Source organism: Kitasatospora sp. NPDC101447, from assembly GCF_044767225.1.
Lineage (GTDB): Bacteria > Actinomycetota > Actinomycetes > Streptomycetales > Streptomycetaceae > Kitasatospora.
On the sequence record NZ_JBIWNL010000017.1, the window covers coordinates 28972 to 51113 of the forward strand.

Consider the following 22142-nt stretch of genomic DNA (forward strand, 5'->3'; position numbering starts at 1 on the left):
TCAGGACAGGCGGCTCAGGAGGCCGACCGCGGCGCGGAGCCGGTCCTGCTCGGCGGGGGTGAGGCGGGACTCGATGGCGGCCGCGATGCGGTGTTCGCGGCGGGCGCGCTGGTCGAGGAGGGCGGCGTGGCCGGCCTCGGTGGCGGCGATGAGCTGCTTGCGGCCGTCGGTGGGGTGGGGCTGCTGGGTGACCAGTCCGGCCTCGGCCATCAGGGCGACGGTGCGGGCCATCGACTGGTGGCGGACGCGCTGGAGGTCGGCGAGTTCCGCGACGGTGCAGGAGCGCTCGTCGCGGACCAGCAGACCGAGGACGGCGGCCTGGTTCTGCGGCAGCTCGTCGCTGTCGCGCAGGGAGCGGACCAGGCTCCCGAGGGCGGCGCGCAGGTCCGCGGCGAGTTCCAGGGTGTCCGGGTGCGGGGCTTCGCTGGGCATGGCAGAAGTCTACCCGGAAGATCTACAGCATCGCTGTACAGCTTTGCTGTATGGTTTCTGGCATGCGAATCACCAAGTTCGGACATGCCTGCGTACGCGTCGAGCACGGCGACACCACCGTCGTCGTCGACCCCGGAATGTTCACCGACCCCGCCGCGCTGGCCGGCGCGGACGCCGTCCTGATCACCCACGAGCACATGGACCACTTCGAGGAGTCCCGGCTGCGCGCCGCCCTGGAGGCCGACCCGGCGCTGCGCGTGTGGACCAACACCGCCGTCGCCGCCCAGCTGGAGGGCGTGGCGCAGCGCGTCACCGCGGTCGGCGAGGGGGACGCCTTCGAGCTCGGCGGCCTCGGCGTCTCGGTGCACGGCGAGTGGCACGCGGTGATCCACCCGGACATCCCGCAGGTGTGCAACATCGGTTTCCTCTTCGACGGCCGGCTCTTCCACCCCGGTGACGCGTTCACCCTGCCGCCGCACGCCGTGGACACCCTGCTGCTGCCGCTCGCGGCGCCGTGGAGCAAGGCCTCCGAGGTGATCGACTACGTCCGGGAGGCCGGGGCGCACCGGGCGGTGCCGGTCCACGAGGCGGTGCTCAGCCCGGTCGGCTTCGCCGTGCACACCCGCCTGGTCGGACCGGACGGGCCGGGCACGGGCTCGGAGCTGGCCGTCCTCGGGGACGGGGAGAGCCTGGAGCTGGGCTGACCGCCGGGTGCGGAGCGGGTGCCGCCCGGGTGCGGAGCCGGCGCCGCCGGGTGCCCGCCCGGTGCTGACGGGCCCGGTGCGGCGCCGGTAGCCTGACGCCATGCTGAAGATCGGACTGACGGGTGGCATCGGCGCGGGCAAGAGCGAGGTGTCCCGGCTGTTCGCCGCGCACGGCGCGGTGATCGTGGACTCCGACGTGATCGCCCGCGAGGTGGTCGCCCCCGGGACGGACGGTCTGGCGGCCGTCGTCGCCGAGTTCGGCCCGCAGGTACTGCGGGAGGACGGCGCGCTGGACCGTCCGGCCCTCGGGGCGGTCGTGTTCGCCGACCCGGAGCGGCTGAAGGCGCTGAACGCGATCGTCCACCCGCTGGTGCGGGCCCGCTCCGCCGAGCTGGAGGCGGCGGCCGCCCCGGACGCGGTCGTGGTGCACGACGTGCCGCTGCTGGCCGAGAACGGGCTGGCGCCGCTGTTCGACCTGGTCGTGGTGGTCGACGCCGCCGACGAGGTGCGGGTGGACCGGCTGGTGCGGTTGCGCGGGATGGCCGAGGAGGAGGCCCGGGCCCGGATGGCCGCGCAGGCCTCGCGGGCGGACCGGCTGGCGATCGCCGACCTGGTGATCGACAACGGCGGCGGGCTGGCGGAGCTGTCGGCCCGGGTGGACGAGGTCTGGGCGGAGCTGGCGGAGCGCGCGGCGGTCTGAGCCGCGGGGTGGTGTGAGCCGCGGGGTGGTGTGAGCCGCGGGGTGGTCGGACCGGGCCTCCCAGGCCCGGCCCCGCAGGCTCGGGCCCTGCCGGGCCGCGCCGGGTCAGCCGGGTCAGCCGGTCCGGCCGGCGCCGAGCGGCAGCCGGGCCCGCACCGCGAAGCCGCCCTCGGCCGTCGGCCCGGCGTGCAGGGTGCCGCCGAGATCGCCGGCCCGGGTGCGCATGCCGGTCAGGCCGTGCCCGCCGGAGGGCAGACCGCTTCCGTCGGCCGCCGGTGCGTGGCCACCCGTCGGCCCGTCGGACTCCGCCGCAGCCGGGGTGTTGACCACCGCCAGGCGCAGCCCGTCCGGCCGGACCTCGACGGTGACGGCCACCTCGGCCGCCGGGGCGTGCTTGTGCGCGTTGGTCAGCGCCTCCTGGACGATCCGGTACGCCGCGTACTGCACGGCGGGCCCCGGCGCGGGCAGTCCGTCGGCCGGGCCGGTGACGGTCAGTCCGACCGCCAGCCCGGCCTGCCGGGACTCCTCGACCAGGGTGGGCAGGCCGCGCAGCGAGGGCGCCTGGTCGGCGGCCGTGGTCAGCACGCCCAGCAGGCCGCGCAGCTCGGTGAGCGCCTGCAGTCCGAGGGTACGGATCAGGCCGAGCGTCTCCCGGACGGCCGCCGGGTCCTCGGCCCGGGCGACCTGACCGGCGCCCGCGTGCAGGGTGATCAGTGACACCCGGTTGGAGACCACGTCGTGCATCTCCCGTGCGAGCCGGGAGCGTTCGGCGGCCGCGGCGCGCTCCTCGACGTGCCGGCGGGCTTCCTCCAGCAGCCGGTTGCGCTCGCCCAGGAAGCGGTTGCGCTCCGCGAGCACCCGGACGGTGTGGGCGCGGTGGTGGGTGGTCAGCCCGAGGAGGATCGGGACCGCGCCGAAGACCAGCGGGTCCTCGATCAGGCCGGCCAGCGAGGAGGGGGTGGTGACGTCCCCGAGGTCGAACGGGACGATCAGCCGCAGTTCGGCCGCGGCCGCCAGGACGTACAGCAGCGTGGTGGTGCCGCGCCGCGCGGCCAGCCCGTAGAGGGCGACCGCGAGCGGGAGTTGACCGCTCACCAGGGTGGCCGCGGTGACCGCCGCGGGATGCCGGCGCCGCAGGGCCAGGGCGAGGGCGCCGAACGCCATCAGGCCGGCGTTGACCGACGGCGAGGTGGTCGGGCCGAAGTCCGGGTCGTTCGCGGCGAGCGGGACGAGCACCAGCATGACCAGGGCGGTCGGCGCGAGGGCCCGGACCGGGCGGGGCAGACGCACCGGCGGCCAGGGCGGCGGCGCGTCGGGGTCGACGGCCGACCGGTCGGTGAGGTGCTGCATGAGGGGCATGCTTCCACACCGGGGTCCGACCGGGATGATCGTCCGACCGTGTGGCCGGGAAGGGGCTGTTGCGAGGATCCCGACGGGGAGAACATGGCGGGCATGAGTGATCATTTTTCGTCCGGGGCGCAGTCGGCCGAGTCGCAGTCGGCCGAACGGCGCCGGACCGGGCCGCATCTGACCGACCCGCAGCCGACCGACGCGACCCCTTTCGACCCGCGCCCCGCCGATGCGACCCCTTTCGCCCCGCACCCGACCGACGCGGCACTGACCGAGCGGCACGTGGCCGTCGAACGGTTGGAGCAGTACTCCCGCGCCGAGCAGGAGGAGATCCTCGGCCCGGGGGACGACCCGTACGGGGTCGCGTACACCGGGCTGACCTACCTGCCCAAGGAGATCCACTTCGGTGTCCGGGCCGTCGACGGCCGGCTCGTGGCCCACACCGGGCTGCGGCCCCTGCCGCTCACCGCGGGCGGCACCGACCTGACGGTGATGGGCGTCGGCGGGGTCTGCGTCGCCCCCGACCGGCGCGGCGGCGGCCTCGCGCACGCCGTGGTCGGGGCCGCCCTGGACCACGCCCGCACCCTCGGCCACCGGCGCGCGCTGCTGTTCTGCCGCCCGCCCCTGGTCACGCTCTACCGGGGGCTGGGCTTCCGCGAGGTGACGCAGGAGGTGACGGTGGAGCAGCCGGAGGGCCGGCTGGCCGTGATGCCGCTGCGCACCATGTGGGCGCCGCTGGCGGCGGGGGCCGACTGGCCGGAGGGTCCGGTCCGGCTGCGCTCGCTGCCGATGTGAGGCCGGATCAGGCGCGGGCGGCCGGCGCGGAGGACTCCGCGTGGGCGACGGCGGCGGCGGCCAGCGCGCGGATCGCGGCGTGCGCCCGGGTGCCGTCGCCGGACAGCTCGGGCTGGAACAGCGAGGCGAGGAAGAACGGGTGGTCCGGAAGTTCCAGGATCCGCACCTCGCCCGACTCGTCCGCGCCGCTGAACCGCAGGCCGTGCGTGCTCAGCCGGTCCAGGTAGGCGGCGTTGAGGCCGTACGCGCAGTGGTAGCGCTCCAGGGTGCGGGTGGTGCCGAAGACGCGCTCGGCGAGGCTGCCCGGGGTGATGGCGACGGCGCCCTCGTGGCCGACCAGTGAGCAGCTCAGCGGGGCGATCACCTGCTGCTCCCCGTCGGGCTGCTGCTCGCCGTGGACGGCTCCGGCCAGGCCGCAGACGTTGCGGGCGAACTCCAGGACCGCGTGCTGGAACCCGGCGCAGGTGCCGAGGAAGGGGATGCCGCGTTCGCGGGCGGTGCGCACGGCGGCCACCGCGCCCTCCTCGCTGCGGTAGGGGCTGCCGGGCAGCAGCCAGACGGCGTCGAAGCCGTCCAGGGCGCCGGCCGCCGCGGCGTCCTCGGTGGGGATCCAGTAGGCGTCCAGCACGAGGTGGTCGTGCTCGGCGAGGGCGTCGAGCAGGCCGGGGATGCGGGCGTGCGAGCGGACGGCGGGGGAGCGGTCGCCGACGAGGGCGACCCGCGGGGTCAGGTAGGTCATGCGGCTATCCTGACCCCGCACCCGAGATCAGCGCCAACGATGATTTCTTACATCTCGATCAGATCGGTTGATGGCCGCCGTGGATCCCCAGCAGCTGCGCACCTTCGTCACCGTCACCCGCCTCGCCTCCTTCTCCGACGCGGCGCGGGAACTCGGCTACACCCAGTCCGCGGTCTCGCAGCAGATCGCCGCGCTGGAGGCGGACCTCGGTACGGCCCTGCTGCTCCGCCGCCCGGTCGGCCCGACCGAGGCGGGGCGTCGGCTGCTGGAGCACGCCGCGCCGCTGCTGGTCCGCTTGGAGGCGGCGCGTGCCGACGTCGCACGCCTGGCCGGCGCCCCGAGCGCCCGGCTGGTGGTCGGCGCCACGGCGCCCGCGGTCGGGGCGGTGCTGGGGCGCGCGCTCGGCGAGGTGCGCCGGGCGTACCCGAGGGTGCAACCGGAGGTCCGGGTGCTCGCCCAGGACGTGCTGCCCGCGCAGGTCGCCACCGGCGAGGTCGACCTCGCCCTGATCGACGGCCTGGCCGCGCCCAGCGACCCGCTGCCGCTGCCCGAGGTCGGCCCGCTGCGGACCGTCGCGGTGGACGAGCAGCCGGTCGTCGTGGTCCTGCCCGCCGGCCACCCGCTGGCGGGCCGCGCCGGCCTCGCGCTCGCCGACCTCTCCGCGGCCCGCTGGCTGGACGCCCCCGACCTCACCCCGCCGGTCGCCCGGCTGCGCGCGGTGGCGGGCGTCGACGGCTTCCGGCCCGCCACCCGCTACCGGGGGACCGACCTGCACGGGCTGCTGGCACTGGTCGCCGCCGGGCACGGCCTCGCGCTGCTGCCCGAGCCGGTGCCGGCCGGGGTGCCCGGGGTCGGGTGCGCGCCGATCGCCGCGCCCCGGCTGGTGCACCGCACCGAGCTGGTGCACGGGAGCCTGCCGGAGGGGCCGGCGGCGCTGCTGGCGCGGTTGCTGGAGGGGGTGTCGGCCGACTCCGTCTGACCGGCGGCCGCCGTGCGGTGTGGTGGTGCGCGGTGCGGCGGTCTGCGGTGCGGCGGTCTGCGGTGCCGGCCGGTTGCTTAAATCGGGTTGCGGGGGCCGCCGGAGCCGATGGAATGATCACGCAATGAGCATCATCATCAGACGGGTACGGCACGAGGATTGGGCGCGGGTCAAGCAGATCCGCCTGGACTCACTGCGGGACCCGGTCGCGGCCATCGCCTTCCTTGAGACCCACGAGCAGGCGGCCGCCAGGCCCGACGAGTTCTGGCAGGACCGTGCGGCGCGGGCGGCGATCGGCTCCGCCGTGGCGCAGTTCGTCGCTGAGGATACGGACGGGCGCTGGCTCGGCGCGGTCAGCGTGGTGGTCGAACGGCCCGGCGGGCCTGGGGCGTTGGAGGGCGACGTCGTCCGGGTCGAGCAGGCGCACATCGTGGGCGTCTACGTCCGGCCCGAGGCACGCGGCACCGGGCTCGCACCCGATCTCATCCGGGCGGCCCGGGACTGGTCCTGGTCGCTCGCCGAACCCCGGATCGAGCGGGTGCGGCTGTTCGTCCATGAGGACAACGCCCGCGCCGAGGCGCTGTACGTCAAGGTCGGGTTCGAGCCCTCCGGCGTGGCGCTGCCCGTCCCGGGTGACGCGTCGCACCGGGAGATCGAACTGGCGGTCTCCCGGGGCTGATCGCCGCGCTCCGGGTCGGCGCTCCGGGGCTGCTCCCCGGGCCGTCCTGCGGGGTCGGCGGGCGATCCGGGAGGGTGGCCCGGCGGTTGTGAAGACGAGGTCACCAGGCGTTCACGTCCCGGGGCTGACGGTCGTCCCACATCCGGTGCTGTCATGAACACAGCTGCCCGGCGAACGGCCGGGCCGACCCTGGAGATCTTCCCCATGATGCTCCGTCAGCGCCTGACCGTCGTCGCCTCGGCGGCCGCCCTGACCGTCGCCGGGCTCGCCGCGGGCACCGCCCACGCGGCCGCCCCGGCGACCGCCACCGCGAAGTCCCGTGCGCTCGCCGCGAGTTGTTCGCAGGACTACCTGCCGCTGCCCGACCCGTCCTGCACCCCGGGTGCGTACAACCCGGACGTCACCCAGGACACCATCGGGCAGACCATCTGCGTCTCCGGCTGGACCGCCACCGTCCGCCCGCCGACCAGCTACACCAACCCGCTGAAGGTGCGCCAGATCGCCCAGTACGGCTACGACGACACCAGCACGGCCGACTACGAGGAGGACCACCTCGTCCCGCTGGAGCTCGGCGGCGCCCCGCGCGACCCGGCCAACCTGTGGCCCGAGCCGCGCTACGGCACCGAGCCGGCGCAGAGCAAGGACTCCGTCGAGACCCGGCTGAAGAACGCGGTGTGCAGTGGCCGGGTGGGCCTGGACGACGCCCGCGGCGCGATCGCGAGCGACTGGACCACGGCCCTCAGCGTCCTGGGGCTGTGAGGCGCGCCGAGGTTCCGGAGCGCCACGGTTCCTGAGCGCCGCAACTCCGGGGCGCCCCAGTTCCTGAGCGCCGCGGCTCCCGGGCGCCCCTGACGCGGTGAAGCCGGTTCACCGCGGGCGGGCGCGAAGGAGCCGCCCGGTCCGTCCGGTCCCCTGTGCCGGACGGGCCGGACGGCCGTCTGTGGGGTGGTGCGGGCGCCCGGGTGCGGCGCCCCGCGGATCAGCCGCAGCCGGGCAGGGCCTCGCACATCGGCGCGGTCATCCCGGTGCCGACGTACTTGTCCTCGGGGGCCTTCCAGGCGTCCTTGGGCTGGGCGCCGGCCTTGGTGGTCGCCCAGACGGACAGCTCGCTGACCGTCCCGCCGTCGGTGACCGCGTACTCGTGCAGGGTGACGGCGGTGCCGTCGGCCTGCGGGATCGTCAGGACGGCGGCGAAGTACGGCGCGTCGTCGGCGCTGTTGACCTTCACAGTGGCCCCGGGCGCGGTCTTGGCGCAGCCCTTGAGTGCGTCCGTCAGACGCTGGTCGACCATGTTGGTGGTCTGCTTGGTGCCGCTGCTGTGGGTCGGGTCGCCGACGAAGAGCAGGGTCTGCTGGGCCGTCCAGCGGTCGCCGCCGAAGCCGACCGAGGCCTTCGCGGAGGCGGTGCCGGCGAACCCGTACTCGTCGTCCTTGGCGATCGGGGCGTGGCACAGCTCCATGCCCTTGAACTGGACCGGGCCGGTCTGCGGCTTGGCGTTGGCCGCCAGCGGCGCGTAGTGGTAGGTCTCGTCCATCGGGATGCTCTTGGTGTCCATCCAGGCCTTGGCCGGGATGGTCTTCGCAGCTCCGTCGGTGCCGCCGGTGCCGGCGGGCTTGCCGGTGCCCGTGGCGGGGGCACCGCTGGGGGCGGCGCCGGTCGCGGCGGCGGTGGACGGAGCGGGTGCGGCGGTCTTGCCGCCGTCCGCGCCGCTGTTGTCCGGTCCGCAGGCGCTGAGGGCGCCCAGGCAGACGAGGGCTGCGGCGGTGGCGGTGACCAGGCGGGTGCTGCGCAACTGACGAATCCTCAAGTGTCCGGTGGCGTGGATCGGGGTCGGGTGCGCGTCGGTCGCGGGCCGCTGGTGCGCGGCACCGCCCGTCCGCCCCCGCCGCCCGGGCGACCCGTGGTCGCGGGCACTCGGCATGGCTCTTCCTCCCCCGTTGACGTACTGCCGTCCGGCTCCTGGCCGCGCCGCCCTCCTCGGGTTTGAGGGGCGGTCAGCGCCGGTGCTGCGTCGACGGCGGTCGAAACCTATGCCAAGCGACCGTCGGGAGCAAAGCGGGATTCCGGCGGACGCCCGGGTGGCCCGGGTGGTTGCAGGGCAGTGGTGGGGAACGTGTGTGCGGGCGCGGCGGGAGCTATGCGCGGGGTGCGGGGGATTCCTGGAGCGGCCGGACACGGTCAAGTGCCGCCCTGAACAGGGGATCCGCGCCGACGGAGCGCGGTGCTGCGAGCGCGTACGGTGCCCCGGCCGCGCCGGAGGACGGACCGCGGGCGGCCCTTGACACCAAGGCTTTCCCACGCGGTGGCCCCGGGACGGCGAGCGTCGGAGGGGCCGCGGCGGGAGCCGGGCGGCTACCCGTGGGTGCCCGGGACGCCGAGCTGCTGGGCGAGCCAGGGGAGCGCCTGGGCGAAGGTCGCGGCGCCGGTCTGCCAGCTGTGCTTGCCGGAGCCGACGGCGGAGACGGTGCGGATGCCGTCCTTCCGGGCGGCCGCCTCCAGGGCCTTGGCGGACTCGATCTGGCCGTGCTCCTCGTCGCCCTGGCCGAAGTAGCCGGAGACGCCCTGGTACCGGGGGTGGTGGGCGAGCACCGTCAGCGGGTCGTGGGCGGCCCAGGCCGCGGCGTCGCCGCCGTACAGCTCCTGGACGGTGTGGTCCTTGTCGCCGATGAACGGGCCCCGGTCGCCCGAGAAGTCGCCGAAGTGCGTGAAGACGCCGGGGTGTTCGACGGTCAGGTCGACGGCGCAGGTGCCGCCCATCGACCAGCCGGCCACGCCCCACTTGTGCGGGTCGGTGGCGGCGTTGAAGGTCTTCTGGACGAACGGCGGGACGTCCTTGACCAGGTGGGTCTCGGCGTTGCCGTGCGGGCCGTCCACGCACTCGGTGTCCACCCGGAAGCCGCCGGTGGCGTCGACGAAGACCAGGATCGGCGCGAAGCCGTTGTGCTGGGCGGCGAACGCGTCCGCGGTCTTCACGGCGTTGCCGGAGCGGATCCAGTTGTCCGGCGCCGCGAACTCGCCGCCGATCATCTCCAGCACCGGCAGCTTGGGCCTGCTCTGGCTGCGGAACCAGGCGGGCGGCAGGTACACCAGCTCCTGGCGGTGGGCGAAGCCGCCGGTGGTGTCCGGTATGTCGACCTGGACGATGCGGCCGGTGCTCGTCCTGCCGTGGAGGGAGGCGAGTTCGGCGAGCGTGACCTGCTGCGGCAGCGGCCCGCCGCCGAGCTCACCGATCGCGTCGCCCAGGGTCGGGTAGTAGCCGGTGGCGGCGTTCAGGCTGTTCGCGGCGCAGAACAGCGCCAGCAGGACGGTCGGCACCACCAGCAGTCGCCGCCACCACCGCGCGCCGCGCCAGCCGAACCCGAGCACGCACAGGGCCGCGACGGCCACCCCGCTCCACAGCCACACCCCGTACGGGATCGGGTCGGTGATCCCGCTGAGCGTCACCACGGAGACGGCGGCGACGGCGGTGACCGCCACCGCCGTCCCGAGCGCGACCGGACCCCACTTCAGCCGCCACGTCCGGTCCCGCCGGGCCACCGAGCCCAGGAACACCGCGAGGGCCGCGGCCTGCACCGTCCAGGGGAACCAGCCGTCCAGCAGGGAGACGTTCATGGGGTCGGAGGCTAGGCGCGGAGGATGAGAGGCTGGTTAGAGACTGGTAGTTCGCTGGAAGAGACCTGTGAGGAGGAAGGGGAGACCGAAGAGCCCGGAGCCCGGCGGCCGGGCCGCCATCGGGCGGATCTCCAGCGGCGTGAGCTCGCGGAACAGCGAGCGGAGCTCGTCGGGGGACCACGCCAGGCCGCCCTCCAGGGCGCCCAGCCGGTACAGCTCCTCGTCGGGCCGCTCGGACCCCATCGCCCCGGCGGCGAACGCGGTGACGGCGAAGTGCCCGCCCGGTGCGAGGACGCGGTCGAGGAGGGCGAGGTAGCTGACGCGGCGGTGCGGCGGCAGGTGGTGCAGGCAGCCGGAGTCGTAGACCAGGTCGTACCGGGCGTGCGGGAGGTCGGCCTCGAAGATGCTCGCCCGGTGGAAGCGCACGGCGGCGCCGACCCCGGCCTCGCGGGCGCGCTCCTCGGCCCAGGCGACGGCGGCGGAGGAGACGTCGACGGCGTCCACCTCGAACCCGCGGGCGGCCAGGTGGATCGCGTTGCGGCCGGGCCCGCAGCCGAGGTCGAGGGCGCGGGCGGGCGCGTGCCCGGCGCCGGGGGAGAGCAGGCCGCGGTCGAGATAGGAGACCAGGCCGCGGTCGAGATAGGAGACCAGGTTCTCGTCCGGCTCGGGGGTGAAGAACGGGCGGTCGGCGGAGCGGTCGGCATAGAAACGGTCCCACCAGGCCTCGGCCGGCGGGAACAGCCGGTCGAGGAGGGCGAGGACGTCCTCGGCGGTGCGGATCGTGCGGTTCATGCGGCCGAGCGTAGGCGGCCCGGCGGGTGGCTGCGAGCGACGCGAAATCCCTTGTGGGGCAGGCTGTCGGGGCCCCGGCCGTGGTGGTGGGACGGGGTGGTTCCGGGCCGGTCCGGCGTACGGCGGCGTGCCCGCCGCGCGTCGGGAAGGGCCCGTTCCGCGGAGCCGCCGGGGCCCGCGGGAGCGGGGGCGGCATAACGTTTCGGGCAAGGCTGCGAGCGGGCCCGGCGGGCGTCGGGGCGGCCTGCCGCCGTGTGGGGGCGTGTTACATTCGAACGCGTTCAAATGTATGCGTTCACCTACGTGCCCGGGGGATCCATGGAAGCGGTGCCGGTGAGCGCCCGTCTGCTGTCGGGGCTCGGGGGTGTCGTGTTCCTCCTGCCGGTGGTCGCCGTCGTCGACGGGTTCGGTACTGCCGGGGCGTTCCTGTACGCGGCCGGGCTCTTCTGCGTGGCGGCCTGCGCCGTGCCGCCCTTCTTTGGCGGCCGCAAGCACTTCCGGGTCGCCTGCGCGGCGGCCGGAATGGCCGTCGCGGCGGTGTCGGTGCCCTGTGGCCTCGTCGGCGTCCTGTTCGCGCTGGCGGTCGACGGCTGGCCCCTCTACCTGGCCTTCCTCGCCCTGCCGGTCACCGCGATCGCCGGGCTGATCGCGGGGTTCCAGCGGGCCCGGGGCCGCGAGTGCGGCCGTCGGGCGGCGGTGGTCGCCCGGGTGTGCGCGGCGGTCACGGCGACCGGCTGGCTCGCCGTCGACCTGTGGGCACTGCCGCTCTAGCGACGCGAAGCGAGGCGATGTGACGCGATGCGGCGCGGCCCGAGCCCGTGCGGCCCGAGCTCGTGCGGCCCGAGCCTGTGCGGCCCGGAGCCCGGCAGCCGAGGAACTCGTCGGCGGGGAGTGGTCGTTGGGGCCGGTGTGACCGACGAAACGATCCTCCTCGCCCCGATCGCCGAGGCCGACCTCGCCCGGCTGGAGGGGCTGGTCGCCGACCCCGAGCAGCTGGGCCCGTTCCAGTGGTTCGGCTGGCGCGATCCCGGCCGGTTCCGCCGCACCTGGGCCGAGGACGGCCTGCTGTCGGACGAGCGGTCGGTGCTGGCGGTCCGGGTCGGCGGCGAGTTCGCGGGATTCGTCGCCTGGCGCCGGATGAACGCCGCGACCAACGCCCCGTACTGGAACATCGGCATCCAGCTCCGTCCGGAGGTGCGCGGCCGGGGCATCGGCACCGCGGCCCAACGCCTGCTCGTGGACTACCTGTTCGCGCACTCGCCGGTGATGCGGCTGGAGGCGGACACCGAGACCGGCAACCACGCCGAGCAGCGGGCGCTGGAGAAGTGCGGCTTCACCCGGGAGGGCGTGCAGCGCGCACTGACCTTCCGGGACGGGCAGTGGCGCGACGTCGTCCGCTACGGCCTGCTGCGCACGGATCCGCGGGGTTAGCCCAGCGCCCCGAACCACTCCTCGGCGAGGGCGTCCAGCGTCCGGGCGGCGGGCTTCAACTCCCGTAGGTACCAAGGCAGGTTGCTGTAGACGTGGAGCAGTGTGTAGGCCATCAGCAGCCGCGGCTCGACGGCCCGGCCGTAGGCGGCCAGCAGCTGCCCGAGGAGGTGCGGGTCGGCGCGGGTGGTGAAGAGGCCGACGGCGACGAGGTCGTAGGCAGGGTCCCCGATCATGGCGGGCTCGAAGTCGAACAGGCCGGTCAGGCGCCAGCCGGCGGCCGGGTCGGTGAGGAGGTGCTCGCGCATGAACTCGGTGTGCAGCAGGGCGCGTCCGGGCGCCGCCGGGAGCGGGGCGGCGGCGAGGAAGTCCGGGATCTGCTCGGACCAGGCCTCCGGCAGGCCGCGGTCCCGCTGGCGGGCGACGGCGCCGGCCCGCTGATCGTCGAGGAAGGCGTGCCAGTCGCCGGGGCCGAGGGCGTCGGCGAGCGGTTCGGGGTCGAGGGCGTGCAGGGCGGCGAGTGCCTCGCCGCAGTCGCGCGCGATCCGCTCGCGTTCGGGCCGGGGGATGCGCGGCCAGGCGGGCGCCAGGCCCTCGCCGGGCAGCCGGGACATCAGCACGTAGCGCCAGCCGTTGACGTACTCGCCGGCCTCGCGCACCACCGGGGTGGGGATCGGCAGCGCGCCCCGCAGCCGGTCCAGGACGCGCGCCTCGACGAGGCCGTCCCGGGCACTGGCGGCCGGGAACAGCTTGAGGACGTGCTCGTCGCCGACGGCGTAGACCGGGACGGAGCCCTCCGCGAAGCGTTCCAGCGGCAGTCCGCCGACGCCGAGCCGGGCGCACAGCGCCTCCGCGCCGGGGCGCACCACCGACTCGTCGGGGACGACCGCGTCCCATTCCTCGTCCGTCAGTACCAGAGGCAGCACGGGCGCACCGTAGGCAGGGCCGGGCCCGCGCCGCAAAGGCTTTTCACCGCTCCTGCGGGGCCGCGCCGTACGCGTCGCCGTACGCGTCGGCGGACGGCGGGACCGGCTCGGGCCCGGCGGCCGGGTCGCGGGTGAGCAGGTAGCGGGCGCCGGGGCCGGCGTCGGCGGCGCGGTCGCCGGCGTTGTAGAGGGCGCAGCGGGCGAGCGAGAGGCAGCCGCAGCCGATGCAGCCGGACAGCTTGCGCTTCAGCAGTTCGAGTTCGGCGATCTGCTCGTCGATGCGGCCCTGCCAGGACTCGGCCACCCGGTCCCACTCGGCGCGGGTGGGTGCCGGGCGGTCGGGGAGGCGGTCGAGGGCGACCCGTGCCTCGTCGAGGGAGAGGCCGACCCGTTGGGCCGCGCGGATGAACGCGATCCGGCGCAGGGTGCCCCGGGTGTAGCGGCGCTGCCCGCCGGTGGTGCGGGTGGCGTGGATCAGGCCGAGGCTCTCGTAGTAGCGCAGCGCGGACGCGGCGAGGCCGCTGCGGTCGGCGAGTTGGCCGATCGTGAGCAGGTCGCTGTGGTGCGGGCCGGCGGTGCGGCGGTCGTCGGGGTGGGCCGTCATGGGAGCCCACTGTAGCCGCTTGACCTCAAGCTGGCTTTAAGTTGCACGATCGTGGTCATGACGACGAACGCAACCGCGGGATCCGTGACCGAGAGCCGTTCCGGGAGCCGTGCCCAGGCCCGTCCCGAGGCCCGGTTCGAGGACCTGCCGGCCCTGATGGCACTGATGACCGGCGCCGAGAAGCACGGCCCGGCCGCCACCTCCACGCTGGACGTGCTCTGGGTGCTGTACGACCGGGTGCTGCGGGTCGGCCCGGCCACCGCGCAGGAGCAGGACCGCGACCGCTTCCTGCTCTCCAAGGGCCACGGGCCGATGGCGTACTACGCGGTGCTCGCGGCCAAGGGCTTCATCGACCCCGAGGTACTGCCGAGCTTCGGCGGCTACGACTCGCCGCTCGGCCACCACCCGGACCGCACGCTGGTGCCCGGCGTGGAGATCTCCTCCGGCTCGCTCGGGCACGGCCTGCCGCTGGGCGTCGGCACGGCGCTCGGGCTGCGCGCGCAGGGCCTGACCGACGCCGCGGTGTGGGTGCTGGTCGGCGACGCCGAGTTCGACGAGGGCTCCAACCACGAGGCGGTCGCCTTCGCCGGGTCGTACGGGCTGGAGCGGCTGCACGTCGTGGTGATCGACAACTCCTCGGCCACGCACGGCTGGCAGGGCGGCATCGCGCAGCGGTTCGCGGCCGCGGGCTGGTCGACCGCGACGGTGGACGGCCGCGACCACGAGGCGCTGCACCGGGCCTTCACCGCCGAGCACCCGGGCCGCCCGCACGTGGTGGTCGCCCGGGTGGAGCCCAAGGAGAACCACTGAGCATCCGGCCGCCCCGAGAGCGCCCGGACGAGCACGCCGAACCCGCATTCCCGGAAGGAACGTCACCGATGGACACCATGCGCGACCGCTTCGTCGCCGTCACCACCCGCCTGCTGGACGAGGACCCCCGGCTGGCCGTGGTGCTCGCCGACATCACCGCGGCCGCCTTCACCCCGGCCCAGGAGCGCCACCCCGACCGGGTGGTCAACGTCGGCATCCGCGAACAGCTGCTGATCGGCGCGGCCGGCGGCCTGGCGCTGAGCGGGATGCGGCCGATCGCCCACACCTTCGCCAGCTTCCTGATCGAACGGCCCTTCGAGCAGGTCAAGTTGGACCTGGTCCACCAGGGCGTGGGGGCCGTCCTGGTGAGCGCGGCGGGCTCGTACGACTGGCCGGCCGGCGGCCGCACCCACATGTCCCCGGGCGACGTCGCGCTGCTGGACACCCTGCCGGACTGGACCGTCCACGTCCCCGGGCACCCGGACGAGGCCGAGCAACTGCTGCGCCACGCGTACGCGGACGGCGACCGCAACGTGTACGTCCGGCTCTCGGCGCACCAGAACGCCGCGCCGGTGGCGGTCGAGCCGGGCCGCTTCAGCACCGTCCGCACCGGCTCGCGCGGTGTGGTGCTGGCCGTCGGGCCGATGCTGGACGCGGTGCTCGCGGCCACCGAGGGCCTGGACGTCACGGTGCTGTACGCGGCGACGGTGCGCCCCTTCGACGCGGCCGGGCTGCGGGCGGCGGTCGGCGAGCGGGCGGAGGTGGTGCTGGTCGAGCCGTACCTGGCCGGGACGTCGGCGAACGAGGTGCACGAGGCGCTGGCCGACCGCCCGCACCGGGTGCTGGGCCTGGGCGTGCCGCGCGAGGAGCACCGGCACTACGGCTCGATCGCGGAGCACCTGGCCGCCTACGGCCTGGACGCGCCCGCGCTGCGGGAGCGGATCGGCACCTTCCTCTGGTGAGCCGGCCACGGTCCCCGGGGCCGCGAGCGCTCGCGCCGTGGGCGGCTGCGCTGCGACGCCCGGCACCGCGGCCGTCGGTGGATCAGCCGGTCAGGACCACGGCCACCGCGTCCGGTCCCACCCGCACGTCCGTGCCGGCCGGCGCCACCGGGCCGAAGGCCGCGACCACCTCGCGCCCGGCGGCCCCCAGCGGCACTGCGGCCTCGTCCGGCCCGAGGTTGACCGCGACCCGGTACGGCCCGCGGTGCACCACCAGCCACCCCGCCGCCTCGTCGAGGACCGCCCGCACCGCGCCGAGGTCGGGGTCGGCGAACTCCGGTCGCTCCCGGCGCAGTCGGATCAACGTCCGGTACCAGGAGAGCAGTTCGGCGTGCGGGGCGCGCCGGGGCTCGGTCCAGTCGAGGACGGAGCGCAGCACGGTGGCGGGCTCCTGGGGGTCGGGGACGGCCTCGGCGGCCCAGCCGTGCTCGGTGAACTCCCGCCGCCGGCCCTGTCGGACGGCCTCGGCGAGGTCCGGGTCGGTGTGGTCGGTGAAGTACTGCCAGGGTGTCGCGGCGCCCCATTCCTCACCCATGAACAGCATCGGGGTGAACGGCGAGGTGAGCACCAGGGCGGCGCCGCAGGCGAGTCGGCCGACGGGGAGCGTGGTGGAGATGCGGTCCCCGAGCGCCCGGTTGCCGACCTGGTCGTGGGTCTGCAGATAGCCGAGCAGTCGGTGGCCCTCGGCGGTGGGGAACGGGCGTCCGTGGCTGCGGCCGCGGAAGGAGGACCAGGTGCCGTCGTGGAAGAACCCGCGGGTCAGCGCCTTGGCGACGGCGGCGAGCGGTTCGCGCGCGAAGTCCGCGTAGTAGCCCTGGGATTCACCGGTCAGCGCGCAGTGCAGGGCGTGGTGGAAGTCGTCGCTCCACTGGGCGGTGAGGCCCTGGCCGCCGGCCTCGGTCGGGGCGGTGGTGCGCGGGGTGTTGAGGTCGGACTCGGCGATCAGGAACAGCGGGCGGTTCGTGGTGACCGCCAACTTCCGTACCTCGTAGGAGAGTTCCTCCAGGAAGTGGACCGCGCGGTCGTCCGCGAGGGCGTGCACGGCGTCCAGCCGCAGGCCGTCGATGCGGTAGTCGCGAAGCCAGGCCAGTGCGCTGCCGATCAGGTACGCGCGCACCTCGTCCGAGCCGGGCGCGTCCAGGTTCACGGCGGAGCCCCACGGCGTGTGGTGCCGGTCGGTGAAGTACGGGCCGTACGCGGGGAGGTAGTTGCCGGACGGGCCGAGGTGGTTGTGCACGACGTCCAGCACCACGCCGAGGCCCTTGCGGTGGGCGGCGTCGACGAAGCGCTTGAGTCCCTCGGGCCCGCCGTAGGGCTCGTGGACGGCCCAGAGCGAGACCCCGTCGTAGCCCCAGCCGTGCCGGCCGGGGAACGGGCAGACCGGCATCAGCTCGACGAAGTCGACGCCCAACTCGACCAGGTGGTCCAGGTGTTCGGCGGCGGCCTCGAAGGTGCCGCGGGCGGTGAAGGTGCCGATGTGCAGCTCGTACAGCACCGCGCCGGGAAGCGCGCGGCCGCGCCAGCCGGTCCGCGACCAGCGGAACGCGGCGTGGTCCACCGGGCGGCTCGGGCCGTGCGGGCCGTGCGGCTGGCAGGCCGAGCGCGGGTCGGGCAGCGGCGGGCCGTCGTCGAGGCGGAAGGCGTAGTCGCCCGCCGGGGCCTGCCCGGACCACCAGCCGGCGCGGTCGGCGCAGCGGGCCAACTCGTGTTCCGTGCCGTCGACTTCGACGCGGACGCGGGAAGCGGCGTGGGGCGCCCACACCTCGTAGGCCGGCATCAGCCCCTCCTCGTCAGCAGCGCCACCGGGCTCCCGGCCAGCAGTTCGGCTACCGGTACCGGGCCCGCCGGGAAGCTCCGCAGGGTCAGCTCGTCCGTCCACGGCCCGCCCGGCGGCAGCTCCAGCACGGTGTCCCGCCAGCCGCCCGCCCGCTGCAGCCCGTACGGCAGCCGGGTGACGGCGGTGACGACGTCGTCGCCGCGGGCGAAGGCCAGCAGGTGGTCGCCGGCGGCGCCGGTGGCGGGCAGCGGCCGGTACGGGCCGAGCGGGCGGGAGCGGCGCAGGTGCAGGGCGGTGGTGGTGAGGTGCAGCTTCTCGCGGGCGAGGTCGCCGGGGCGCCGGGTGGCGGAGTCGGTGAGCCGCACGGCCAGCGCGCCGAGGTCCACCACGCCCCGGTTGTCCGGGTCCACCAGGGTGTACAGCGGCTCCTCGCTGCCCTGGTAGAGGTCGGGCACGCCCGGCACGGTGAGGTGCAGCAGGGCGGCGGCGAGGGTGTTGGAGCGGGCGTGCGGGGCGAGGGCGTGCACCCGGCCCTCGATCCGGGGGAGCAGCCCGGGGTTGCCGTAGGCGGCGCGGGCCCGCTCCTCCAGCGCCCGTTCGTAGCGCGGGTCGGGCTCGGTCCAGGAGGTGTGCAGCTTGGCCTCGCGGACGGCCTTGAGCAGGGCGGCGACCAGCCGGTCGGGGGTGATCGGCCAGGCGGCGACCAGGGTGTGCCAGAGCAGCCAGTCGGCGTCGCGGTCGAGGCCGGGGGCCGCCGGGCCGGCCGCGGTGGACCAGGCGGCGGCCTCGGCGGCCCAGGCGTGCGGCTGCTCGGCGAGGACGGCGAGCCGGGCGCGGGCGTCGGCGCTGCGCTTGGTGTCGTGGGTGGAGAGCACGGTCATGCCGTGCGGCCAGGTGCGCTCCTGGCGGCGGCACCAGTCGTGGAAGTCCGCCGGGCGCAGCCCGGGCCGGGCGGGCTCGCCGCCGACCTCGTTCAGGCCGGGCAACGCGTTCCAGCGGTAGAAGGCGGTGTCCTCGACGCCCTTGGCGGCCACCGCCGCGGCGGTCTGGGCGAAGCGGACGCAGAACTCGTCGTGGTCGGCACCGCGGCCCAGCTCGCCGAGTGCCAGCGCGGCCACCAGGCGGTCGGTGGGGTCGGCGGAGCCGTCCAGGGCCGCGCGCAGCTGCTGCCGGGAGGCCGCCGGGGGTGCCTCGCCGGGCCGCGCGTAGGGCCGGTACGCCGGGTAGCCGGTGAGCAGCCGGGCGAGCGCGGCGCGCAGCTGCCAGGGCGCGTGGTCGGCGTGCGCGGGTTCGGCGGCGCCGATCCGCAGGGCGATCCGCACCAGCCGTTCGATCTCGGCGGCGAGCTCGCCGTCCGGCCCGGTCATGTCGGCCCGTCCGCGCCGGGCGGCGGCGAGTGCCGGGTGGGGGTCCTCGCAGAGGTCCCGGACCGGTCCGCCGCGCAGGAAGGACTCGTAGGCCCCGGCCAGCAGGCAGGCGCCCGCGTGGTCGGTGAGCACGCCGTCGATGCGGCGCAGCGCGTCGTAGCCGGTGGTGCCGGCGACCGGCCAGTCCTCGGGCAGCTGCTCCTCGCCGGTGAGGATCTTCTCGACCACGACGTACGCGCCGCCGGCGGCCCCCGACGCGCCGCCGGTGGTCCCCGACGCCCCGCCGGTGGCCGCTGCGAGCCGGCGCAGGTAGCCGCGCGGGTCGGCGAGCCCGTCCGGGTGGTCGATCCGGAAGCCGTCCAGGACGCCCTCGGCGTGCAGCCGCAGCAGCACGCCGTGGGTGGCGGCGAACACCTCGGGGTCCTCGACGCGCAGGGCGATCAGCTCGTTGACGGTGAAGAAGCGCCGGTAGTTGAGCTCCGTGCGGGCCAGGCGCCACCAGGCGAGCCGGTACCACTGGCGGGCGAGCAGCTCGGGCAGCGGCAGTGACTCGGTGCCGGGGCGCAGCGGCAGTTCGTGCCGGTGGTAGCGCAGGCTCCCGCCGTCCACGGTCAGCTGGTCCAGGACGGCGCCGAGCCGGTCGCCGAGCAGCGGCAGCAGGACCCGGCCGCGCCCGGGGTCGTCGGCGGGGCCGGGCTGGGCGGTCCAGTCGATGTCGAACCAGCGGGCGTACGGCGAGTCGGGCCCGTCGCGCAGCACCTGCCAGAGCGGGCGGTTGAGCCGTTCGGGGGCCGGTACGGCCATGTGGTTGGGCACCACGTCCGCGATCAGCCGCAGTCCGTGCCCGCGGGCGGCGGTGGCCAGCGCGCGCAGGGCCGGCTCGCCGCCGAGCTGCTCGCTGATCCGGGTGTGGTCGACGGTGTCGTAGCCGTGGGTGGAGCCGGGGACGGCTTCCAGCAGGGGGGACAGGTGCAGGTGGGAGACGCCGAGGGCGGCCAGGTAGGGGACGGCGGCGGTGGCGTCGTGGAGGGTGAAGCCGGGCTGGAGCTGGAGACGGTAGCTGGCGGTGGGGGTGCCGCCGGGAGGGACGGCGGCCGGGCGGGGCTGCGCGGGCTCGGCGGCGGAGGTCATAGCTCCATAGGTACCCGGGGGAGCCTGCCGCCAAGACCCGCTGTTGATCCGAACAGGTGACCGCCCCTCGGTAGCCCCCCAGTCGCCCCCCGGGCCGCCCCCGGTCGTCGGGCGGCCGGTCACGCCGGCCGCTGCAGCACCATCAGCGAGCGGTCGGTGAGCCACAGCGTGTCCCCGGCCTTGACCCGCGCCCCGGTGCCCGGGGCGGGGAGCCGGGGCTGGGTGGTGTCGACCACGACCCGCCACTCCTGGCCGTGGTCGGCGGGCACGGTGAACTCCAGTGGTTCGAAGTGCGCGTTGAACATCAGCAGGAAGGAGTCGTCGACGATCCGCCCGCCGCGCCGGTCGGGTTCGGAGATCGCGTAGCCGTTGAGGAAGACGGTCAGCGACTTGGCGTAGCTGGCTCCCCAGTTGCGCTTGGTCATCTCCTCCCCGGTCGGGGTGAACCAGGCGATGTCGGTGAGGTCGTCGAACCCGCCGGAGGCGGACACCGGCCGGCCGTGGAAGAACCGGCGGCGGCGGAACACCGGGTGGTCGCGGCGCAGCCAGATCATTCCCTGGGTGAACTCCAGCAGCCGCGCCTGCGGCCCGTCATCCTCGGGCCACTGCACCCAGGTGAGGTCGTTGTCCTGGCAGTAGGCGTTGTTGTTGCCCAGTTGGGTGCGGCCGAGTTCGTCGCCGTGCGAGAGCATCGGCACGCCCTGGGAGAGCATCAGGGTGGCGATGTAGTTGCGCTGCTGGCGTGCTCGCAGCTCCTCGACGGCCGGGTCGCCGGAGGGGCCCTCGACGCCGCAGTTCCAGGAGCGGTTGAAGGACTCGCCGTCGCGGTTGTCCTCGCCGTTGGCCTGGTTGCGCTTGTCGTTGTAGGAGACCAGGTCGCGCAGGGTGAAGCCGTCGTGGCAGGTGACGAAGTTGATGGAGGCGATCGGGCGTCGGCCGTCGTCCTGGTAGAGGTCGGAGGAGCCGGTGAGGCGGGAGCCGAACTCGGCGAGGGTGGCGTTCTCGCCGCGCCACAGGTCGCGCACGGTGTCCCGGTACATGCCGTTCCACTCCGTCCACAGCGGGGGGAAGTTGCCGACCTGGTAGCCGCCCTCGCCGAGGTCCCAGGGTTCGGCGATCAGCTTGGCCTGGGAGACCACCGGGTCCTGCTGGACCAGGTCGAAGAAGGAGGAGAGCCGGTCGACCTCGTGGAACTGCCGGGCGAGGGTGGCGGCGAGGTCGAATCTGAAGCCGTCCACGTGCATCTCGGTGACCCAGTAGCGCAGCGAGTCCATGATCAGCTGGAGCACGTGCGGGCTGCGCATCAGCAGGCTGTTGCCGGTGCCGGTGGTGTCCTCGTAGAAGCGCTGGTCCTGGGCGAGGCGGTAGTAGGAGACGTTGTCCAGGCCGCGCAGCGAGAGGGTGGGGCCGAGGTGGTTGCCCTCGGCGGTGTGGTTGTAGACGACGTCCAGGATCACCTCGATGCCGGCCGCGTGCAGCGCCTTGACCATCGACTTGAACTCCTGCACCTGCTGGCCGCGGTCGCCGGTGGAGGAGTAGGAGGAGTGCGGCGCGAAGAAGCCGATCGTGTTGTAGCCCCAGTAGTTGGCCAGGCCGAGGTCGCGCAGCCGGTGGTCGCGGACGAACTGGTGCACCGGCATCAGCTCGATCGCGGTGACGCCGAGCTTGGCGAGGTGTTCGATCACCGCGGGGTGGGCGAGGCCGGCGTAGGTGCCGCGGATCTCCTCGGGGATGCCCGGGTGGAGCCGGGTGAGGCCCTTGACGTGGGCCTCGTAGATGACGGTGCGGTGGTAGTCGGTGCGCGGCGGGCGGTCGGTGCCCCAGTCGAAGTACGGGTTGATCACCACCGAGTGCATGGTGTGCGGGGCGGAGTCGAGGTCGTTGCGGCGCTCGGGTGCGCCGAAGTGGTAGCCGTAGACCGACTCGTCCCAGTCGATGTGCCCGCTCATCGCCTTGGCGTACGGGTCCAGGAGCAGCTTGGCGCTGTTGTGCCGCTGGCCGAGGCCCGGGTTGTACGGTCCGTGCACGCGGAAGCCGTAGCGCTGGCCGGGCTGGACGCCGGGGAGGTAGGCGTGCCGGACGAACGCGTCCGTCTCGCGCAGTTCGACGGCGGTCTCGGAGCCGTCCTCGGCGAGCAGGCACAGTTCGATGCGGTCGGCGCTCTCGGAGAACACGGCGAAGTTGGTGCCGGCTCCGTCGTAGGTGGCGCCGAGGGGGTAGGGCGTGCCGGGCCAGACCTGCATGGCTCCTCAACTTCCTTGCTGCATAAGCAAACTGACATGTAGTCCGACAATAAGTCCGACAGCCTGCCCGGAC

General features: G+C 74.8%; 21 protein-coding genes. 10 read left to right on the forward strand and 11 right to left on the reverse strand.

Annotated features, from left to right (window positions below; translation table 11 throughout):
* Positions 1 to 432: a MarR family transcriptional regulator gene (locus ACIRST_RS23785; protein ID WP_350523555.1), complete on the reverse strand. Its 432-nt coding sequence runs from the start codon at positions 430 to 432 to the stop codon at positions 1 to 3.
* A gap of 62 nt (positions 433 to 494) precedes the next feature.
* Between ACIRST_RS23785 and ACIRST_RS23790 the strand changes: the two genes are divergently transcribed.
* Positions 495 to 1136, forward strand: coding sequence for an MBL fold metallo-hydrolase (locus tag ACIRST_RS23790; RefSeq protein ID WP_402804164.1), 642 nt, complete (start codon positions 495 to 497; stop codon positions 1134 to 1136).
* Positions 1137 to 1236: 100 nt separating this feature from the next.
* Positions 1237 to 1836 (forward strand): dephospho-CoA kinase, encoded by a 600-nt coding sequence (gene coaE / locus ACIRST_RS23795; protein WP_350523557.1) that lies wholly within the window; start codon positions 1237 to 1239, stop codon positions 1834 to 1836.
* A gap of 114 nt (positions 1837 to 1950) precedes the next feature.
* On the opposite strand, the gene ACIRST_RS23800 is transcribed toward coaE, so the two are convergent.
* Positions 1951 to 3186, reverse strand: coding sequence for a sensor histidine kinase (locus ACIRST_RS23800; protein ID WP_402804166.1), 1236 nt, complete (start codon positions 3184 to 3186; stop codon positions 1951 to 1953).
* Between the two features lie 102 nt (positions 3187 to 3288).
* Here ACIRST_RS23800 and ACIRST_RS23805 point away from each other — a divergent pair, with 102 nt between their 5' ends.
* On the forward strand, positions 3289 to 3981 hold the full coding sequence (locus tag ACIRST_RS23805) for a GNAT family N-acetyltransferase (RefSeq protein WP_402804168.1): 693 nt from the start codon (positions 3289 to 3291) through the stop codon (positions 3979 to 3981).
* 7 nt (positions 3982 to 3988) lie between these two features.
* Here ACIRST_RS23805 and ACIRST_RS23810 read toward each other — a convergent pair whose 3' ends face one another.
* Positions 3989 to 4720 (reverse strand): glutamine amidotransferase-related protein, encoded by a 732-nt coding sequence (locus tag ACIRST_RS23810; protein ID WP_350523560.1) that lies wholly within the window; start codon positions 4718 to 4720, stop codon positions 3989 to 3991.
* Between the two features lie 70 nt (positions 4721 to 4790).
* On the opposite strand from ACIRST_RS23810, the gene ACIRST_RS23815 reads away from it, so the two are divergent.
* The 3 genes from ACIRST_RS23815 to ACIRST_RS23825 all read left to right on the forward strand — a co-directional run bounded on the left by ACIRST_RS23815 (position 4791) and on the right by ACIRST_RS23825 (position 7137).
* Complete coding sequence (locus tag ACIRST_RS23815; protein ID WP_402804170.1) at positions 4791 to 5699, forward strand: LysR family transcriptional regulator; 909 nt, start codon at positions 4791 to 4793, stop codon at positions 5697 to 5699.
* A 124-nt stretch (positions 5700 to 5823) separates the two neighbouring features.
* A complete protein-coding gene (locus ACIRST_RS23820; RefSeq protein ID WP_402804172.1) occupies positions 5824 to 6378 on the forward strand; it encodes a GNAT family N-acetyltransferase in 555 nt (184 codons plus the stop codon).
* A gap of 153 nt (positions 6379 to 6531) precedes the next feature.
* On the forward strand, positions 6532 to 7137 hold the full coding sequence (locus ACIRST_RS23825; RefSeq protein ID WP_402804174.1) for a hypothetical protein: 606 nt from the start codon (positions 6532 to 6534) through the stop codon (positions 7135 to 7137).
* A 220-nt stretch (positions 7138 to 7357) separates the two neighbouring features.
* Here the strand turns inward: ACIRST_RS23825 and ACIRST_RS23830 are convergent, their stop codons facing one another.
* The 3 genes from ACIRST_RS23830 to ACIRST_RS23840 all read right to left on the reverse strand — a co-directional run bounded on the left by ACIRST_RS23830 (position 7358) and on the right by ACIRST_RS23840 (position 10782).
* The gene (locus ACIRST_RS23830; protein WP_402804175.1) at positions 7358 to 8170 is read right to left on the reverse strand and encodes a hypothetical protein; all 813 of its coding nucleotides are present in this window, start codon (positions 8168 to 8170) and stop codon (positions 7358 to 7360) included.
* A gap of 560 nt (positions 8171 to 8730) precedes the next feature.
* A complete protein-coding gene (locus tag ACIRST_RS23835) occupies positions 8731 to 9990 on the reverse strand; it encodes an alpha/beta hydrolase (protein ID WP_402804177.1) in 1260 nt (419 codons plus the stop codon).
* Positions 9991 to 10026: 36 nt separating this feature from the next.
* Positions 10027 to 10782, reverse strand: a complete 756-nt coding sequence (locus ACIRST_RS23840) for a class I SAM-dependent methyltransferase (RefSeq protein WP_402804179.1) — start codon at positions 10780 to 10782, stop codon at positions 10027 to 10029.
* Between the two features lie 333 nt (positions 10783 to 11115).
* Between ACIRST_RS23840 and ACIRST_RS23845 the strand changes: the two genes are divergently transcribed.
* Both ACIRST_RS23845 and ACIRST_RS23850 read left to right on the forward strand, forming a co-directional pair.
* Entirely contained in the window at positions 11116 to 11553 is a 438-nt protein-coding gene (locus tag ACIRST_RS23845) for a hypothetical protein (RefSeq protein ID WP_402804181.1), read from the forward strand.
* A 138-nt stretch (positions 11554 to 11691) separates the two neighbouring features.
* Positions 11692 to 12213, forward strand: coding sequence for a GNAT family N-acetyltransferase (locus ACIRST_RS23850; protein ID WP_402804183.1), 522 nt, complete (start codon positions 11692 to 11694; stop codon positions 12211 to 12213).
* Here the strand turns inward: ACIRST_RS23850 and ACIRST_RS23855 are convergent.
* A complete protein-coding gene (locus tag ACIRST_RS23855) occupies positions 12210 to 13136 on the reverse strand; it encodes a phosphotransferase family protein (RefSeq protein ID WP_402804185.1) in 927 nt (308 codons plus the stop codon). The genes ACIRST_RS23850 and ACIRST_RS23855 overlap by 4 nt on opposite strands.
* Before the next feature lie 43 nt (positions 13137 to 13179).
* Positions 13180 to 13740 (reverse strand): redox-sensitive transcriptional activator SoxR, encoded by a 561-nt coding sequence (gene soxR / locus ACIRST_RS23860; RefSeq protein ID WP_402804187.1) that lies wholly within the window; start codon positions 13738 to 13740, stop codon positions 13180 to 13182.
* 57 nt (positions 13741 to 13797) lie between these two features.
* Here soxR and ACIRST_RS23865 point away from each other — a divergent pair, with 57 nt between their 5' ends.
* On the forward strand, positions 13798 to 14550 hold the full coding sequence (locus ACIRST_RS23865; RefSeq protein WP_396553256.1) for a transketolase: 753 nt from the start codon (positions 13798 to 13800) through the stop codon (positions 14548 to 14550).
* A gap of 68 nt (positions 14551 to 14618) precedes the next feature.
* Positions 14619 to 15512, forward strand: coding sequence for a transketolase C-terminal domain-containing protein (locus ACIRST_RS23870; protein WP_350523571.1), 894 nt, complete (start codon positions 14619 to 14621; stop codon positions 15510 to 15512).
* 82 nt (positions 15513 to 15594) lie between these two features.
* Here ACIRST_RS23870 and treZ read toward each other — a convergent pair whose 3' ends face one another.
* From treZ to glgX, 3 genes are all read right to left on the reverse strand, one after another.
* The gene (gene treZ, locus ACIRST_RS23875; protein WP_402804189.1) at positions 15595 to 17328 is read right to left on the reverse strand and encodes a malto-oligosyltrehalose trehalohydrolase; all 1734 of its coding nucleotides are present in this window, start codon (positions 17326 to 17328) and stop codon (positions 15595 to 15597) included.
* Positions 17328 to 19826 carry a malto-oligosyltrehalose synthase gene (treY, locus tag ACIRST_RS23880; RefSeq protein WP_402804191.1) on the reverse strand — a complete coding sequence of 833 codons (2499 nt, stop codon included), beginning with the start codon at positions 19824 to 19826 and terminating at the stop codon, positions 17328 to 17330. The genes treZ and treY overlap by 1 nt, the downstream gene beginning before the upstream one ends.
* Before the next feature lie 119 nt (positions 19827 to 19945).
* A complete protein-coding gene (gene glgX / locus ACIRST_RS23885; RefSeq protein WP_350523574.1) occupies positions 19946 to 22069 on the reverse strand; it encodes a glycogen debranching protein GlgX in 2124 nt (707 codons plus the stop codon).
* Positions 22070 to 22142: the final 73 nt, after the last annotated feature.

Coding starts and splice junctions, on each gene's coding strand:
- ACIRST_RS23785 (WP_350523555.1), bottom strand. CDS start 432: ATGCCCAGCGAAGCCCCGCACCCGGACACCCTGGAACTCGCCGCGGAC.
- ACIRST_RS23790 (WP_402804164.1), top strand. CDS start 495: ATGCGAATCACCAAGTTCGGACATGCCTGCGTACGCGTCGAGCACGGC.
- coaE (WP_350523557.1), top strand. CDS start 1,237: ATGCTGAAGATCGGACTGACGGGTGGCATCGGCGCGGGCAAGAGCGAG.
- ACIRST_RS23800 (WP_402804166.1), bottom strand. CDS start 3,186: ATGCAGCACCTCACCGACCGGTCGGCCGTCGACCCCGACGCGCCGCCG.
- ACIRST_RS23805 (WP_402804168.1), top strand. CDS start 3,289: ATGAGTGATCATTTTTCGTCCGGGGCGCAGTCGGCCGAGTCGCAGTCG.
- ACIRST_RS23810 (WP_350523560.1), bottom strand. CDS start 4,720: ATGACCTACCTGACCCCGCGGGTCGCCCTCGTCGGCGACCGCTCCCCC.
- ACIRST_RS23815 (WP_402804170.1), top strand. CDS start 4,791: ATGGCCGCCGTGGATCCCCAGCAGCTGCGCACCTTCGTCACCGTCACC.
- ACIRST_RS23820 (WP_402804172.1), top strand. CDS start 5,824: ATGAGCATCATCATCAGACGGGTACGGCACGAGGATTGGGCGCGGGTC.
- ACIRST_RS23825 (WP_402804174.1), top strand. CDS start 6,532: ATGAACACAGCTGCCCGGCGAACGGCCGGGCCGACCCTGGAGATCTTC.
- ACIRST_RS23835 (WP_402804177.1), bottom strand. CDS start 9,990: ATGAACGTCTCCCTGCTGGACGGCTGGTTCCCCTGGACGGTGCAGGCC.
- ACIRST_RS23840 (WP_402804179.1), bottom strand. CDS start 10,782: ATGAACCGCACGATCCGCACCGCCGAGGACGTCCTCGCCCTCCTCGAC.
- soxR (WP_402804187.1), bottom strand. CDS start 13,740: ATGACGGCCCACCCCGACGACCGCCGCACCGCCGGCCCGCACCACAGC.
- ACIRST_RS23865 (WP_396553256.1), top strand. CDS start 13,798: ATGACGACGAACGCAACCGCGGGATCCGTGACCGAGAGCCGTTCCGGG.
- ACIRST_RS23870 (WP_350523571.1), top strand. CDS start 14,619: ATGGACACCATGCGCGACCGCTTCGTCGCCGTCACCACCCGCCTGCTG.
- treZ (WP_402804189.1), bottom strand. CDS start 17,328: ATGCCGGCCTACGAGGTGTGGGCGCCCCACGCCGCTTCCCGCGTCCGC.
- treY (WP_402804191.1), bottom strand. CDS start 19,826: ATGACCTCCGCCGCCGAGCCCGCGCAGCCCCGCCCGGCCGCCGTCCCT.
- glgX (WP_350523574.1), bottom strand. CDS start 22,069: ATGCAGGTCTGGCCCGGCACGCCCTACCCCCTCGGCGCCACCTACGAC.